General features: G+C 65.7%; 15 protein-coding genes. 3 read left to right on the top strand and 12 right to left on the bottom strand.

The genetic code is table 11. The features are described from left to right. Positions 1-15: 15 nt before the first annotated feature. Positions 16-675, bottom strand: coding sequence for a transcriptional repressor LexA (gene lexA, locus ACIBJI_RS11980; RefSeq protein ID WP_364339135.1), 660 nt, complete (start codon positions 673-675; stop codon positions 16-18). 105 nt (positions 676-780) lie between these two features. On the opposite strand from lexA, the gene ACIBJI_RS11975 reads away from it, so the two are divergent. Together ACIBJI_RS11975 and thrS are read left to right on the top strand one after the other, a co-directional pair. Then, positions 781-1536 (top strand): NAD(P)H-binding protein, encoded by a 756-nt coding sequence (locus tag ACIBJI_RS11975; protein WP_364339133.1) that lies wholly within the window; start codon positions 781-783, stop codon positions 1534-1536. A gap of 200 nt (positions 1537-1736) precedes the next feature. Then, complete coding sequence (gene thrS, locus ACIBJI_RS11970) at positions 1737-2939, top strand: threonine--tRNA ligase (RefSeq protein ID WP_397084015.1); 1203 nt, start codon at positions 1737-1739, stop codon at positions 2937-2939. 3 nt (positions 2940-2942) lie between these two features. Here the strand turns inward: thrS and ACIBJI_RS11965 are convergent, their stop codons facing one another. The 8 genes from ACIBJI_RS11965 to ACIBJI_RS11930 all read right to left on the bottom strand — a co-directional run bounded on the left by ACIBJI_RS11965 (position 2943) and on the right by ACIBJI_RS11930 (position 9125). Beyond that, positions 2943-3443, bottom strand: a complete 501-nt coding sequence (locus ACIBJI_RS11965; protein WP_397084013.1) for an HIT family protein — start codon at positions 3441-3443, stop codon at positions 2943-2945. Positions 3444-3789: 346 nt separating this feature from the next. After that, positions 3790-4632: a DegV family protein gene (locus tag ACIBJI_RS11960; protein ID WP_364339127.1), complete on the bottom strand. Its 843-nt coding sequence runs from the start codon at positions 4630-4632 to the stop codon at positions 3790-3792. Between the two features lie 3 nt (positions 4633-4635). Continuing rightward, positions 4636-5397, bottom strand: coding sequence for a diglucosylglycerate octanoyltransferase (gene octT / locus ACIBJI_RS11955; protein ID WP_397084244.1), 762 nt, complete (start codon positions 5395-5397; stop codon positions 4636-4638). Positions 5398-5845: 448 nt separating this feature from the next. Next, the gene (locus tag ACIBJI_RS11950) at positions 5846-6505 is read right to left on the bottom strand and encodes a histidine phosphatase family protein (protein WP_397084011.1); all 660 of its coding nucleotides are present in this window, start codon (positions 6503-6505) and stop codon (positions 5846-5848) included. Next, the gene (rsfS, locus tag ACIBJI_RS11945; protein ID WP_364339124.1) at positions 6502-6939 is read right to left on the bottom strand and encodes a ribosome silencing factor; all 438 of its coding nucleotides are present in this window, start codon (positions 6937-6939) and stop codon (positions 6502-6504) included. Before rsfS ends, ACIBJI_RS11950 begins: the two co-directional genes overlap by 4 nt. Beyond that, positions 6940-7581, bottom strand: coding sequence for a nicotinate-nucleotide adenylyltransferase (gene nadD / locus ACIBJI_RS11940; protein WP_364339122.1), 642 nt, complete (start codon positions 7579-7581; stop codon positions 6940-6942). It abuts the gene before it with no gap. 48 nt (positions 7582-7629) lie between these two features. Continuing rightward, on the bottom strand, positions 7630-8310 hold the full coding sequence (locus ACIBJI_RS11935; protein ID WP_364339120.1) for an RsiV family protein: 681 nt from the start codon (positions 8308-8310) through the stop codon (positions 7630-7632). 65 nt (positions 8311-8375) lie between these two features. Continuing rightward, positions 8376-9125 (bottom strand): RsiV family protein, encoded by a 750-nt coding sequence (locus ACIBJI_RS11930; RefSeq protein WP_364339118.1) that lies wholly within the window; start codon positions 9123-9125, stop codon positions 8376-8378. 296 nt (positions 9126-9421) lie between these two features. Here ACIBJI_RS11930 and ACIBJI_RS11925 point away from each other — a divergent pair, with 296 nt between their 5' ends. Then, positions 9422-9856, top strand: a complete 435-nt coding sequence (locus tag ACIBJI_RS11925; protein WP_364339116.1) for a nuclear transport factor 2 family protein — start codon at positions 9422-9424, stop codon at positions 9854-9856. Here the strand turns inward: ACIBJI_RS11925 and ACIBJI_RS11920 are convergent, their stop codons facing one another. The 3 genes from ACIBJI_RS11920 to ACIBJI_RS11910 form a co-directional block, all read right to left on the bottom strand. Continuing rightward, on the bottom strand, positions 9857-11809 hold the full coding sequence (locus ACIBJI_RS11920) for a hypothetical protein (protein WP_397084008.1): 1953 nt from the start codon (positions 11807-11809) through the stop codon (positions 9857-9859). Position 11810: 1 nt separating this feature from the next. Then, entirely contained in the window at positions 11811-13664 is a 1854-nt protein-coding gene (locus ACIBJI_RS11915; RefSeq protein WP_364339112.1) for an HSP90 family protein, read from the bottom strand. 91 nt (positions 13665-13755) lie between these two features. After that, positions 13756-15171, bottom strand: a complete 1416-nt coding sequence (locus tag ACIBJI_RS11910) for a VWA domain-containing protein (protein WP_364339110.1) — start codon at positions 15169-15171, stop codon at positions 13756-13758. Positions 15172-15174: the final 3 nt, after the last annotated feature.

Genomic DNA, 15174 nt, shown 5'->3' with positions numbered 1-15174 from the left:
ACGGAATTTCCGGGCTCACACGCGGCGCATCACCGACACGACCTTCCCGAGCACCACCGCCTCATCACCGTCGATCACGTCGTAGGCCGGATTGCGCGGTTCCAGATAGACATGCCCGTTGCGACGCCGATACACCTTCACCGTCGCCTCCCCATCGATCATCGCGGCGACGATGTCACCGGAATGCGCCTCGTACTGTTTGCGGATGACCACCAGATCGCCGTCGCAGATCGCCGCATCGATCATGGAATCGCCGCGCACGCGCAGCCCGAAAACCGTTCCGCGACCGACGAGTTCGCGCGGCAGCGTCATCACGTCGTCGGCGTGTTCCTCGGCGAGGATGGGCGTGCCCGCAGCGATATCACCGACGACCGGAACCGCGACCGAATCATCGGCCTGCTCCGCAACCACCGACGCCTGCAGGAACATCCGCACATCGATCGGCCGTGACATGGTCTCGCTGCGGCGCAGAAACCCCCTGTCCTCCAAGGACTTCAGATGCTTGGAGACCGAGGACGAGGACCGCAGGCCGACAGCATCGCCGATCTCCCTGGTATTCGGCGCGTACCCGTACCGCAGCACCCAGTCCCGGATCGTGGCGAGGATCCGCTGCTGACGCGGCGGCAGGGTCGAGGTGTCGAGGTGGTCGAAGGCATCGTGGTCGTATCCGGTCACCCGCGAATCTTAGAGGTGCGCGCGGACAATTCCGGCTTTGTCACACCGGGCCCGCCTGCGTCGTCATCCCGGTAACGACCAGCACATGCGAACCCTGGAGGAACCATGACGACCATCCTGCTGACCGGCGGCACCGGCACTCTGGGCCGCCACGTCACACCGCTGCTGGTAGAAGCCGGTTTCAAGATCCGGATGCTCAGCCGCAATGCCCACGAATCGACCGACGGCATCGAATTCGTGACCGGAGATCTGCTTGCCGGCACCGGCGTCGAGGCCGCGGTCGACGGCGCGGAGATCATCCTGCACCTCGCTGGCGGCCCCAAGGGCGACGACATCGCGACCCGGCACCTGGTCGACGCCGCCGCCAAGGCCGGTGTGCAGCACATCGTCTACATCGGCGTGGTCGGCGCCGAAAAGCTGCCGATCGGTTACTTCCGAGCCAAGTTCGCGGCCGAACAGGCCATTATCGAATCGGGCGTCCCGTACACCATCCTGCGCGCGGCCCAGTTCGACGACCTCGCCCTGAAGACCGCACAAGCCATGGCGAAGAGCCCGGTCGTCCCCGCGCCCGGCGCGGTGCTGTGGCAGCCGGTCGATTCGCGGGAGGTGGCCGCCCGGCTCGTGGAGCTGACGCGCGGCGCACCGGCCGGGCGGGTACCCGATCTGGTCGGGCCGACGGTGTACACGATGGCCGAGCTGATCCGCGGCTACCTGAAGGCCGAGGGTAAGCGGCGGTTGTTCCTACCGGTTCCGGTGCCGGGCAAGGTCGGGCGCGCGTATCGCGGGAAGGAGAATCTGACCCTCGATGGTGCGACCGTCGGCAAGCTCACCTGGGAGAACTTCCTCGCCGAGCAGGTGTGAATCTCCTTGCACAACGCAGGAATAATTGATGTGCCAGCGCCATGACCGTTCTGCTACCGTGGCGCATATGAAGCGCGCTGCTGTGACGACGACGCCGGAGACTGTCCCGGCGCGCTGATCGTTGTCCTGATCGAAAGCCCCGGGCGAGTGCCCGGGGCTTCGTCTTGTGGTCACTCGCCCGCTGTCCGCGAGGAGACCCCGTGCACGACCACCGCAAACTCGGCCGCGAACTCGGCCTGTTCGATACCGACCCACTGATCGGATCCGGCCTGCCGTACTGGCTGCCCGACGGCGCCACTGTGCGCCACGCACTCGAGGAATTCATCCGTACCGCGGAACGTCGGGCCGGGTACCGGCACGTGTACTCACCGGCACTCGGAAAGCGGGAGCTCTACGAAATATCCGGGCACTGGTCGCATTACCGCGACGACATGTTCCCGCCGATGGAGTTGAGCGGCGAACAGGTGGTGCTGCGCCCGAGCCTGTGCCCGCATCACGCGGTGATGTTCCGTTCCCGCTCGCACAGCTATCGCGAATTACCTTTGCGGATGGCCGAATTGGGCGGGATGTATCGATCCGAACTCTCCGGCGTACTCGGCGGACTGACCCGGGTCCGCGCGATCCAGCTCAATGACGCACACATCTTCTGCACCGTAGATCAGGTCGCCGACGAGGTCGCGGGCGCGCTGGACCTGATCCGATCGGCGCACGCGGCCATGGGCATCCGCCCCACTCGATGCCGGCTGTCCTTGCCCGGTCCGGGCGGGAAATACGTTGCGGCCCCGGAACTCTGGCAGCAATCGATTGCCATGCTCACCGACGTTCTCGACCGCTCCGGCCTGCCGTATGAAGCAGCCGAGGGCGAGGCCGCGTTCTATGGTCCCAAGATCGATATCCAGTTCACCGACAGCGCCGGCCGCGAATTCACCCTCTCCACCGTGCAGGTCGACTTCCACCAACCGGAGCAATTCGACCTGCACTACATCGGTGCGGACGGCGCCGAACACCGCCCGGTCATGGTGCACCGCAGCATTATCGGCAGCGTCGAGCGGGCCGTCGCGCACCTGATCGAGGTGCACGGCGGTGCGTTCCCGGCTTGGCTGGCCCCGACCCAGGTGATTGTCCTGCCGATTTCGGCGGCCGAGGCGGCGCCCGCCGAAGCGCTCGTCGAACGCTGTCTCGGGCTAGGACTGCGCGCCGAAACCGCCGATCAGGGCAGTCTCGGCGCGCGCATTCGCGAAGCTCGCCTGGTCCCCTACCAAATTGTGATAGGTCCGAATGAGGTCGCGAATGACCTTGTCGCGGTGCGGCTTCGGGACGGACAGCGCTTCGGTCCGCTGCCTGCCGACGAATTGCTTTCCCGCATAACCGAACTCATCGGCGCGCACAGCATCGAGCTGTGACCCTCAGTGCTCGGTGACGAAGTGGATCGCCAAGCGATCGCATAGTTCACCGAGTGCGCACGCATCGACGCGTGGCGCGTCCGGCCACGCATCGGCGTTCGTCCACGGCACCGAGGCGGGGGTGCCGTGCGGGCGAGCGAATACATGCTGGTGGAAGTGCGCGACGCTCAGTCCGGTGATCGCGGAGAATACGAATTCCGGTGCCAGCTCGACATATAACGCGTGCGCGGCGCGCCGAGCGGCCCAGCCAACCGCCCGCGCCTCGGCGTCGGTCAAGGTCGATAACGTCGGTGCGTGCCGCCGGGTCTCCACGAAGAGGTAGCCCGGCACCGGCATGCCCTCGGTGAGCGGCCGATGCGTCACCAACACCAGGTCGTCCGCGTAGATCACCGGGCCGACCAGCGCGCCGATCCCTCGATGCTTATCGCAGATCGGACATTCGTCGCCCACATCCTCACCGTAGCTTCCGTGCATCGCCTCGATATCGAAGCTGCGCCATCCCACTCGATATCGCCGAGCGCCCTTGCGGCACTTGATGTTATCCCGCTGCCGGGGTCGGGTCGGGCGGTGTCGCCGGGCGGCGCCGCCGCACATTGCGGATCGTGGCATCGGCGATCAGTTCAGAGCCTCGGCGGCCATCTCATCGCGCAGGATCACCACGTCCGGATGCTCCCACTCGACCGATTCGACGGTCAGCGGCGGAATGATCGGAGTTACGGAACTCGTCATGCCGCGACGTTAGTCACCTACGGTGCCGACCGAAGGGGTTGCGATCACGCAGAAATTATTACGCCCACCACGCCATTCGACCGGACATGCGGCACGTCCGCGAGTGCTGGACCGTAGCCGATCAGGCGCAGCCACCCGGGACGACCAACACACCGACCGCACCGACGCCGAGGTGAACGCCCAGCGTCGGCCCGAATTCCGCGACAATCAGTTCACGGATACCGGGCAGTAGCTCGCGCAGTTGGCTGGCGACGGTATTCGCGGCGTCCTCGGCACCCAGGTGTTGTACGGCGACGGCGGCGCCATCGTCACCCGCCGCATCAACCGCAGCCGCAACGAGTTTGGCGTAGGCCTTGGAGCGAGTACGCACCTTTTCGCGCAGTTCCAAACGGCCCTCGACGATCTGCAGCAGCGGTTTGCTGACCAGTTCGCTGCCGAAAAATGCTGCGGCGCTACTCAATCGACCGCCGCGGCGCAATTGTTCGGTGCGGTTCACCAGAACGAAGGTGCGTGATCGGCTGGCCGCGGCGACGGCGGTGTCGTAGACGATATTCAATGTCGCGCCACTGCGCGCGCGGCGGGCGGCGGCGAGCACCGGCAGACCGGTAGCCAGACCAGCGCCGAGTGAATCGACCAGCCGTATCTGATCGGCGGCGTCCATATCGCGGACCGCCTGCCGTCCCGCTTCCCAGGTACCGGAGAGTTGGCGCGAAAGATGTACCGCGACAACACCGTCCCCGTTGCTGCGCTCCAGTGCCTGCTCGTAGACCGCGCGCAGCTCACCGGGTGAGGCCGCCGAGGTCGTCACGGTATCCGAGCCGTAGTCGATATCGATGGCGTCGACGCCTTCGCGGATGGCACGGTCGCCGACCAGAACATGCAGCGGGACAACGGCAATGTCCAACTCACCGACGAGTTCAGCAGGGAGGCTGGCGGACGAATCGGTGACCACCACAACGGCCACGGACTACCGAACCTCCTGCAAGGTCTTCACCATCGCGTTCGCCACCGCGGTATGTCCGGCCCAGCCCCAGTGGATGCCATCGGGATTCGCATCGCCGGAGAAGACGTCCTCGCGCACCGCTTCACCGAGATCGACCAGCGGGACGGAGGTCTTGGCCGACCATGCTCGCAGCGCCTTGACGGCACGCTCCCGGCCACTGTGCACATGCCCGTAGGCGGCACAGTTGTGCACTGACGGCAGCACCGCCACGACCGGCAGATCCGGACGCAGCTGGGCCAGGGCCTCGCGCGACTGCTCCAGGTAGTCCACGCTCACCTTCGGCGGCAATGCCACCGGGCGACCGAGTTTCGACAGCTTGGGCTGCAGCCAGTTGTAGGTGCCGCGGACCCCGCGACGCAGCACCGGCGGGCGCACATAGCGGATCAACTCGCGCAGCGCGGTCGGCAGCGGCGACGGCAGGGTGTCCATGCCGCCGACGGCGAAGACGACCGCACCCGCGCGCGGCACCGCGGCCCAGACCCGGGGATCGCCGATCAACGCCCAGTAGGCGTCGCGGCAGGTCCAGCCGATCCGCCCGATCAGCTCGACATCCCAATCGAGTTCGGCGCCGACCAGGTTCGGCCAGATTTTCGGATGGTCCGCGGGCAGGCCGCCCTTGGGACCGAAATAGGACAGCGAGTCCGCGATCACCAGCAGCACCGGGCGATCCGATTCATCGGTCGAGGCCGGTTCGGCCGCACCGGCCGAAACCTCGTCGCCGATAATCGTTTCGAGCGCGGATACCGATTCGGGATCGTCGACACCCGAATCCACTGTGGACTCGTCACCGCTTGTCGAAACCGCGGCCATGACCTCGGGCGCGGATTCCGCTGCGGGAGCTAGGGACTCGTCGGTGGGAGCAGCGTCGGTCAACGCCTCGTCGGTGACCGAGGCCACGATATCCGTATCGGAAACTGCCGCAACACCTTCCGGTGGTTCACTCGCAGGTTCGGCCGGCTCCGCACCAGTTGTGAATTCGGGCGCGGATGCGGCGGGCTCCTCGTTACCTTCCCCGGAGTCGGCGGCGACCGATTCGTCGCTGTCGGACTCGGCCGGTTCCCGCGCCTCGCCGTTCTGCACCGGGGGAGGTCCGAATAGCGCGTCCGGGATCGCCCGTTCGGGTTTCGCCGAAACCCGACGGAACAATTCATCCGGTACCTGACGAACCGGTTCTTCAGAGGACATCCGGGGCCACCTTCGCCGCTGCGTTCCACACATCCAGGCGCCAACCGGGCTGATCGATGCTCGGACCGTGACTGCTCAGCTGCACCCAGCTGGTATTGGCCAAACCCCCCAGGGCAGGCCAGTTCTGCGGCGGCAGGTCGAGCAGCGCGGCCGTGAGGGCGGCGATCAGCCCGCCGTGCGCCACCAGGATGATAGTCCGGCCCGGCCAATCCTGCCGCTCGGCGAACAATTCCCGAACAACCGGTAGTGACCGTGCGCCCACCTCGAGTTTGCTCTCACCGCCGGGCGGGGTGTAGGCCGCGTCCAAGCGCCAGGCCACCCGCGCGCCCGGGTAGTCGGCGTCGACCTCCAGGTGGGTCAACCCCTCCCAGTCGCCGAGGTTGGTCTCACGCAGCCGCGGATCCGGAACCACCGGAAGATCGGTGTGGTCGGCCAGTGCCGAAGCGGTATCGAAGGCGCGCCGCAGATCGGAGGAGACGATGGCGATCGCATTGCGCGAAACCAGTTCGCGCGCGGCCTCTTTCGCCTGACGACGACCCAGCTCGGTGAGATCGGTGTCGATCTGCCCCTGCATCCGGTCGGCAGCATTCCATTCGGTCTGCCCGTGCCGCAGCAGGATCAGCGTGCGGACGCCGGCATACTTACTCACTCGCGTTCTTCCCCCGCTTCACCACGCACCGCCACACCCTCGGACTCGGTGTGCTTGAACACCTCGGTCCCGGCCGCGAGCCCGTCCACCGGAACCACCGGACAATCCTTCCAGAGCCGTTCCAGCGCATAGAAATTGCGTTCGTCATTGTGTTGGATGTGCACGACGACGTCGACGTAATCCAGTAGCGCCCACCGACCCTCGCGGGTGCCCTCGCGCCGGACCGGCTTATGCCCGGCCGCGCGCAGCTTCTCCTCGACATTATCGACGATGGCATTGACCTGACGCTCGTTCGGCGCGGAGGCGATCACGAAGCAGTCGGTAATCACCAACTGTTCGGACACGTCGAGCACCACGACATCGGTGGCCAGCTTCTCGTCCGCCGCGCGCGCGGCGACCTGCGCCATCTCCACCGACTCGACAGATGCGCTCAATTATCTACCTTCCACTCCTACGGGCACATATAAATGCCGCTTCGATATGTACTGCACGACGCCGTCGGGCACGAGGTACCACACCGGCCGATTCTCGGCGGCGCGGCGACGGCATTCACTCGATGAGATCGCCAACGCCGGGATCTCGATCATGGTCACCGCATCGACCGGTAGGTCACGTAGATGCTCCTCGAGATGATCGATGTTCAGCTCATACCCCGGTCGGCTCACCCCGACGAATTTCGCCAGTTCGAACAACTCCGCCCAATCCTGCCACGTCAGGATGTTGGCGAGCGCGTCAGCTCCGGTGATGAAGTACAGCTCGGCTTCGGGATGCTTGGTGCGCATCTCGCGCAGGGTGTCGACGGTATAGGTGACCTTGCCCCGGTCGATATCGGCCCGGCTGACCGAGAATCGGGGGTTGGAAGCGGTCGCGATCACGGTCATGAGGTAGCGATCCTCGGCCGGGCTGACCTGCCTGTCGGCCTTCTGCCACGGCTGTCCGGTTGGGACGAAGATCACCTCGTCCAGTTCGAATCGGTTCGCGACCTCGCTGGCGGCGACGAGGTGGCCGTGGTGGATGGGGTCGAAGGTGCCACCCATCACCCCCAGCTTGCGTCGACGGCGCCCGTTCTCCTGCATGAGAGCCGAGCTTAACCGGTCGGTTCGGTCCGAGCCGGGGCCGGACGGTCAACTGCTGACGACTGCCCGCAGATCCGGCTTCAGCACTGCGTCCAGTTCAGACCATGGGATCGTGATGTCGATATAGCCCACCGCATGCGAGGCGATCTCCCCGAGGTAGACGCGCAGACCATCGGGCATGGCCAGCCAGTCCTTGAAGTTCTCCACCGCCGGTGCGATGCGCTGCTTGTCGTAGGGGTTCGTGCCGACGCGGGTCTTCGGGATCTGCACCTCGGCCTGTGCCGAGAGCCGATCGAGGGCTTTCGGCACATCGGTGAACAGTTCCGGCAGGGTGAGCGCCTTGCCGGTGTCGATATCGGTCACATGCGTGCGTTTGAAGGTGGTCGGATGCAGATAGCCGTCGTCGACCTCGATGCCCAGCACACCGCTGAGCACATGGCGCCCGATATGGGCGACCTCGCTGTGGAATCCGCTCACCTTCCGGGTCTGCGCCGCATCCCGCAGGAACGGCTCCACCTCGGCGCGCAAGCCTTCGTTGAAGTCGGTGCGCGCATCGTCGGTTCCGCCGTCGACCTGCGGCAGGTCGAAGGAGTACCAGGTCCCCTCGAGTCGAATCGAGGTCGCGGTGAAGGCCGGTGCCGCTGGTGCCTCGGCCCGGTCGGCGGACCCACACGCCGTGAGTACGGCGAACAGGACGCTGACCAGGACAGCGGCAGCGGTCTTCCTCATTACGCCTCCCCGAATAGCTCGCGTTCGTGCCCGAGAAGCTACCACCGCAAGCTATGGCAGGTTCATCAGCTGCTGAGGATCGCGCGCATCCCCGGCTTCAGCACGCCGTCCAGCGCGGACCACGGCACGATGACATCGATATTGCCCGCGGCGTGCGAAGCAATTTCACCGAGATAGATCCGCATGCCCTCGGGCGTGGCCACCCAGGTCTGGAAATGCTCGGCGACCGGAGTGAGCAGGCTGTTGCTATAGCCGGTCGCCCTCGGGTTCTGCTGTACCTGGGCCTCGGCCTGAGTCGAGAGCGTGTTCAGGCCCTGTTGCAGGTCGGTGAACAGATCGGGCAGGGTGATGGCCTTGCCGGTATCGATATTGGTGACGTGCGCGGCGTCGAAGCTGTTCGGGTGCGCGGCGCCTTCGGAGTACATAACGACAACCAGATGCCCGCTGAGCACCTGCGAACCGATGCGGAGGACCTGACTGTCACCGCCGGTGACCGAATCGCCCGGCCGGTTTATCCGATCGATCCATTCCTGTGCACCGGCCCGCATCGCCTCATTGAATTCGGCTCTGGCATTGGCCTTTCCACCTCTCACCTGAGGCACGTCGATCTTGTAGCCCGTGCCCTCGAGATGAAGTGTTGTCGCGGTGAAGGTTTCGGCTCGAGGCGATCCGGCGACGGTCGTCGACGCTCCCGCCGCGGCCGAGGTCGCGGGCACCGACGATCCGCCCCCGGTCGTCGGAGAGTCGTCCGGCCCGCAGGCCGTGAGTACTGCGGCGCTGGCCAGCGCACCGATAACAGCGGCGGTCTTCTTCATCCGGAGCTCCGAATCGACGTCGCACCGAGCCGATCTCGGTGTCCCCCGCAACAATGCCCATGCCACCTAACAGTTTTCTTATCATCCGCAAACGTCGGCGAGCCCGAGCCAGCAGGGTCATTCCGGTGCGTGCCGCGTAGGTCGGAGGCAATCGCAGATCAACGTTGCTAACCGCTGTGGGTCGCGAATTCCGTTGCGGCAAACAGCAACCGCTGCGATCGCGAGACAACCGGGGCGGCCGCCCCGTATATTAACCGGGGTGATAACCCCGGTTAATTGTCGAATAGGAGTATGCCATGTCCACCACCCCTCGTGAGACCATTGAACGCCTGCTTTCCTTGACCGCTGACGGCCCGACGCCGGAGATGGCCGATGTGTATGCCGACGATGCGGTGTTCGAATTGCCGTTTCTGCCGCCGGGTGCCGAGCATCCCGAGGTCGGGCGCGAGGCGTTTCGCGCTCATCTGGTGGAGGGTGCTCGGATTCAGCGCTTCGATTCCGTCGACGACGTCCGCATTCACGAGACGGCCGACCCTGAGGTCGTCATCGCCGAGTATCGGATCAACGGAACCGTGTTGGCCACCGGCAAGCGGTTCGACCTGCTGATCATCAACGTCTCCCGGGTGCGTGACGGGTTGATCGTCTCGACTCGCAGCTACTCGAATCCGCTCGCTGGTGCCATCGCTTTCGACCAGGTCGAGGCACTGCTCGGTGGGCTGGTCGCCAGGTGATCAGCGGTCCTCGTCGCGCTGCATGTCGGCGAGTTGGGTGCGGGTGTTGAGGAGTTCGGTGGTCAGCTCGGGTGATGGGGACGTTTCGGCCAGGCTCTCCAGTTCCCTGAGCAGGTCGCGCATGGTCGTGAGCCATGGACGGTCGGATTCCATACCGGCGCCGTAGAGCTGTAGCCAGGCCGCGGAGCGTAGACATTTGGCCCGGGGGCCGATGCGGTCGAGGGCGCCCCAGAGGTGGGCGGCGCGGAGAAAGGCCACGACCGCTTGTTCGTCTTCGCCGCAGTAGTCCAAGACCGCGGCCGCCGACCAGGCGAGCTCGGCTTCGAGTTCGACGCGGTCAGGATCGTTGTGCACGAGACGGGCCGCCTCGACGAATTGCTTTGCCGCATCACGAAATCGGTTCAGCTTGCGCAGGGATTCGCCGCATTGCCTGCGCACTATCGCCATTTCGGCGGGCGGGTACGGCTGCTCTCCACTGGCCAGTGGCTGTTCGAACAGGGCGGCCGCCTCCCCGTGCCGTCCGGCCCGGTGGCAGGCGCGCGCGGCGACGAAGGTGAGGTGTATCGCATCCGCGGTCGAGATCGGTTCCCAGCGTGCGGCGGCGGTGAGCGCGGCATCGGCCAGTTCGTATTCGCGGCCCGGCTGTCCGGAGAGCACCATCACGAGCTGGGAACTCAGGCGGGCGAGGTGTTCGGCGGGCAGCGCGGTCGCGCCGATCGAAAGCGCCCGGCGCAGATACTGTTCGGCATCCTTCGGGTAGTCGACGAGGCGTACCGCGGCCAGTTCGGCCAGCTGCAGTGCGTCCTCGGCTTGTTCGTCGACCGTGGCGGAAGTCGCGGGGGCCACGGCGGCAACCTTGCGCGGCAAGGTATTTCGCATACCGAGCGGAAGATGGCCAACCAGCGGTCCTTGCGCGAGCCGTGCCGCGACCCGATCGCTGACCACCGTATTACCATTACGCGCGTCATACTTCGCGGTCAGCTCGCCGATTTCGACGCTCAACTCGGTGCGTACCGAATCCACCGTCCCCGCCCCGACTGCGAGTGCACCGAGATCCAACTCGCTCAGCCGCCGCAACAGCACGCACACTCCCGATATGAAGGCCAGCCGAATGGCGACGTCCGCGCCGGGATCGGTCAGCCACGCCGCGTGTTCGGCCAGCATCTCCAGACCACGCGCCTCGTTTCCGGTCAACGCGCAGAACTCGATGTGCTCGCCGACCGAACGCCGCAAATCCGGAAGGTGGCGCACTAGCGGATAACCCGTCAAATGCGCACTGCGCGCCTCGACGGTGCGCCCGGTGCGCAGCATCGGCAGCAACGCCTGCCCGAGCACCCGATGCGGCTCCTCGGCACAGCTGCGCGCACCGTCGATGACCGGACGCCAGCTCTCCAGCGCGGACTCATCGTCACCGGCCTGCGCGTAGTTCGCACCCCATTGGTTGCGTTCGCAGGCATCGCAATCGGACATGCTGTCCCGTGCTGCGGCACACGCCGCGTCCAGCAGTTCGGCGGCCATATCGTGCTGACCCAGTTCCCGCGCCAGGTCCGAGCGCAATGCGAGCACCGGGCGCACACTGTATCCCCGCTGCCGATAACGACTTTCGAGCTCGTCGAGCCAGCGGTAGGTAGTCTGCAACGGCACCGCGGGGTTCTCGATCAGCCCCCAGGTCAGCCATTTCAGATACCAGTGCACCGAATGCGCAAGCGGACCGAGCTCGGCCGGGAAGTCGTCATAGATCCGCAGCAACCTGCCGTAGGCGACCGGCGCCAGATCGCGTTCGCCCGCATAGGCATACGCCTGGGCCAGTTCCAACAGGACACTCCCCTCCAGTGCCCGGTCCGGACCCGACTTCGCCGCGGCGGCAAGCGTTTCCAGGCGTTCGGTGCGGCCACGTCCGTGCGGCAGCGAACGGCTCTGCGCCAGGGCCGATTGGATCTCGGAGGTTTCCATTTCAGGCCTCCTCCGCGGTCTCGCCCGCCGCACGTCGGGTCGCCCAGCTGAGGAATTCGCCGAATGCGCGACTGAGCAGCGCGGTATCGGCCGGTCGCAACGGTCGGTGTGTCATCAATAACGCTTGGCCGTAGAGCGATTCGACCGCGGTTCGCAGGAAGGCGGGGTCGTCGATCCGGCTCAATCGTCGGACCACCGGGCTGTTGTGGTTCAACACCAGTTGCGCTCGGGGCGCACTCGCCTCCAGCGCGCCGAGGATTTCGGTCCAGATCTCATCCGCGCCCACGGTGGTCTCGACGCGTGCTCGTTCATTGCGCGCGCCCCGACTGTCCAGATGCAGTGCGGGCACCGAAACCGGATGGAACGCACGCAGAATCACATCGCAGGACAGCGGATCCAGTGCGGTGCGCGCGGCGGCGAGCACCGGGGCCAGTACCAGTTCCTCGGCCGGATCCACCAGGTCGAGGGCGGCGGTGACGGCAGCCGCGTCCAGCTCGGTCACCGTGACTCCGGGCAGGATCGTGGGCAGCAGCGCGACGAGTTCCGCATCGTAGGTATATCCGCCGTTGACGACGCCGATGCCCTGCGCAGCAGCCGTGGCTGCCACCTGACGGAATTCCTCCACCGTCGCCGTCATCCGCACGGTCGGATGGTTGCGCGCGAATTCGGTCAGTGGAACCCGGCCGTCGGTCGTCTCGAACAGCAAGTGCGGCACCATGATCCGCAGCATGTCCGGTGAATGCCGCGCCATTGCCTTGACGCCGAGTGCGTGCACGGATAGGAACGCGGCGAGCCGCTCGGGCTGTTCGGCGGCGATTTCGGTGAGCCAGTCACGGATTCGGTCGCCGAGGCTGTCGCGGACGATGGCGAGGCGTTCGTCTTCGTAGAGGCCCTCACGCGAGGCGGTCGGACGCAGGCTGTCGGTGTCGATGACACATCGCACGAAGAAGGCCCAGTCCGGCAGCAGTCCGCGCACGGCGTCACCGAGCAACATGCCCTTGAGATACACCCGGTGCGCACTGCTTTCGGCGGGATTGCCCGGCTGCGACAGCACGAAGGCAATCCCGCTGACCCCCGCTAATTCGGCATCGAGATCGATCACATCAAGCGGGGTGAAACCGAGGACGCGCTCGCCGTATTCGAACAGCGCCGCGCGTCGCTGCGCCGCAGATGCGTAGCTGCGCCGCCATACCGGTGGACCATCGGTGCCGCGCAGTCCGGCACCATTCGCCTCGACCGTCACTTCGTAGGGCAGTAGCGATCCATAATCGCGGACCAGGTCCAGCACCCGCCCAGGTGTGAACCACTCCTGCGCACCGGCTCGCGGTGTGAGATGCACCGTAGTTCCCGGCTCTTGCCGCACTGCCGGATCGAGCTGACGCAGCGAGTAGGTGCCATCGGCTGCGGCCAGCCATTCGACGGGCGAGGCGTCCGGGTCGAGGGCCGAGCGGGTGACCACACGGATCGTCTCGGCCACGGTGAAGCACGCCAGCAGCCCGATGCCGAACTGCCCGAGGAACTCTCGACGCGCGCCCTCGATATCGTCTCGCTTGGACGATTGCCCGATGGTGGCGAGGAAACGGTGCACATCCGTCTCGGTGAGACCGATACCGTGATCTGTTATCCGCAGACCTGATTCGTCGATGAGCAGCCGAATCGCGGTGGGCGCCAATGTATCACGCTGCCTGCGCGCCGTGACGGCATCAACCGCGTTCTGCAGTAGCTCACGGAGGTAGACACGGGGGCTCGAATACAAGTGATGCGAGAGCAGATCGACGATTCCACGCAGATCGACCTGGAACGAATAATCCCCACTACCGCTGCGGCCAGACCCATCCGGCGCGTTGTTCACCATGGAGCGAATCCTGGTGCGCAGCGCCAATAGTTCTCTTAACGAATGCTGATGGTGTTAACGCAGACCGATAATGACTTCGGTCACAATCGCGTCACACCGGTAGCAGCCGCGACACCACCGCGGTCAGCTGTTTGGCCGAGCGGCACTCGTGCATCTCGATCACTTCGCGGTATCTGTTGGCGGCGGAATCGCCTGTGCCCCAGTTGCTTTGCTTCTCCGGATTCAGCCAATGCGCGTGCTTGGCGGTGCGCACCAGCTCGTGCAGCGTATTCAGATCCGGATCACGGTAATTGGTGCGGGCATCGCCGAGGATCAGCAGCGAGCTGCGGGAGGTCACCGCATCGGGCCACTGCTCGACGAAGGTCGACAGCGCATGGCCGTAGTCGGAGTGCCCGTCCAGGCCGACCACCTTGCCCTCGGTGAAGATGCGGGCCATGGACTGGTCCAGCTGGGTGTGCGGATCGAAGAACCGAGTCACCTCATCGGTCCGGTCCACGAACGCGAATATCCGCACCCGGGAGAACTGTTCGCGCAGCGAATTGACGAGCAAGAGGGTGAAGTTGCTGAATCCGGCCACTGAGCCGGACACATCGCAGAGCAGCACCAGTTCGGGGCGACCCGGTCGCGGTTTGCGATTGACAAGGTCGATCGGCACACCGCCGGTCGACATGGATTTGCGCAGTGTCTTGCGCAGATCGATCTCACCGCGACGAGCGTGCCTGCGCCGCACGGCAAGTCGGGACGCCAGGATTCGGGCCAGTCGCTGCGTGCTGCGCCGCATCTCCGCGAGCTCGGTTTCCGAGGCCCTCAAGAAGTCGACGTCCTCGACCTGCCGGGAGACGGCATAGCTCGCGACGCGTTCCCTGCCGATATTCTCGGCCACCCGCCTATGCGTTTCTGCCTCCACGATGGCGCGGAATCCGGCGATGCGCTGCCGACCGGTGCGACGGGCGACCTCGGCATCGAATTCGCTGGTATCCGGTCCGACAGCCAAACCCTGCAGGATCCTGGCCAGCAGCGTTTCCGGCTGCACCTCGCGCAACGTTCGGTACGCCGAGAAGGACGGACCGCGCGAGGATTCGTACTGCCCGAGTTGTTCGACCAGTTGCGCAGCGATCATTTCTTGCTGCTGCGTCGAATCCTCCCTGCTCAGCAGGGCTGCGAGCAGTCCGCGCAACGCGGGAATATCGATCTCGCCGGACGGCGTGCGCGGAAGTTCGAGATCATCCGGAGTGCTGCTGCGCGCACCGATGGCCGCCGGGAACCACAGGTCGAACAGGCCGTCGAAGGTGCTGCGATGAGTGGTGCGGCGCAGTAGCGAACAGGCCAGACCTTCGCGCACGACGTCACGGTCCATCAGATCCAGCACGGACATCACACGGCCCGCGTCCACCGTCTCCGAGGGACCGACCGGGATGCCGCGCGCCCGCAATGCCTCGACGAAACCGACGAGATGTCCCGAAATCCCGTGCGGCGCATCGAGTGTGGGCTGCGATCCGGCCGCCATGGC

The organism is Nocardia sp. NPDC050408 (assembly GCF_044458905.1).
In the GTDB taxonomy this organism is placed as follows: Bacteria; Actinomycetota; Actinomycetes; order Mycobacteriales; family Mycobacteriaceae; genus Nocardia.
Note: the sequence above shows the minus strand (reverse complement) of the source record. Positions and strands in the feature narration are given on the sequence as shown.

Excerpts from the sequence above, each read along its gene's own strand:
- ACIBJI_RS11915 (WP_364339112.1), bottom strand. The coding sequence starts at position 13,664 with ATGGTGAACAACGCGCCGGATGGGTCTGGCCGCAGCGGTAGTGGGGAT.
- ACIBJI_RS11935 (WP_364339120.1), bottom strand. The coding sequence starts at position 8,310 with ATGAGGAAGACCGCTGCCGCTGTCCTGGTCAGCGTCCTGTTCGCCGTA.
- nadD (WP_364339122.1), bottom strand. The coding sequence starts at position 7,581 with ATGCAGGAGAACGGGCGCCGTCGACGCAAGCTGGGGGTGATGGGTGGC.
- ACIBJI_RS11920 (WP_397084008.1), bottom strand. The coding sequence starts at position 11,809 with ATGGAAACCTCCGAGATCCAATCGGCCCTGGCGCAGAGCCGTTCGCTG.
- ACIBJI_RS11930 (WP_364339118.1), bottom strand. The coding sequence starts at position 9,125 with ATGAAGAAGACCGCCGCTGTTATCGGTGCGCTGGCCAGCGCCGCAGTA.
- ACIBJI_RS11975 (WP_364339133.1), top strand. The coding sequence starts at position 781 with ATGACGACCATCCTGCTGACCGGCGGCACCGGCACTCTGGGCCGCCAC.
- ACIBJI_RS11925 (WP_364339116.1), top strand. The coding sequence starts at position 9,422 with ATGTCCACCACCCCTCGTGAGACCATTGAACGCCTGCTTTCCTTGACC.
- ACIBJI_RS11910 (WP_364339110.1), bottom strand. The coding sequence starts at position 15,171 with ATGGCGGCCGGATCGCAGCCCACACTCGATGCGCCGCACGGGATTTCG.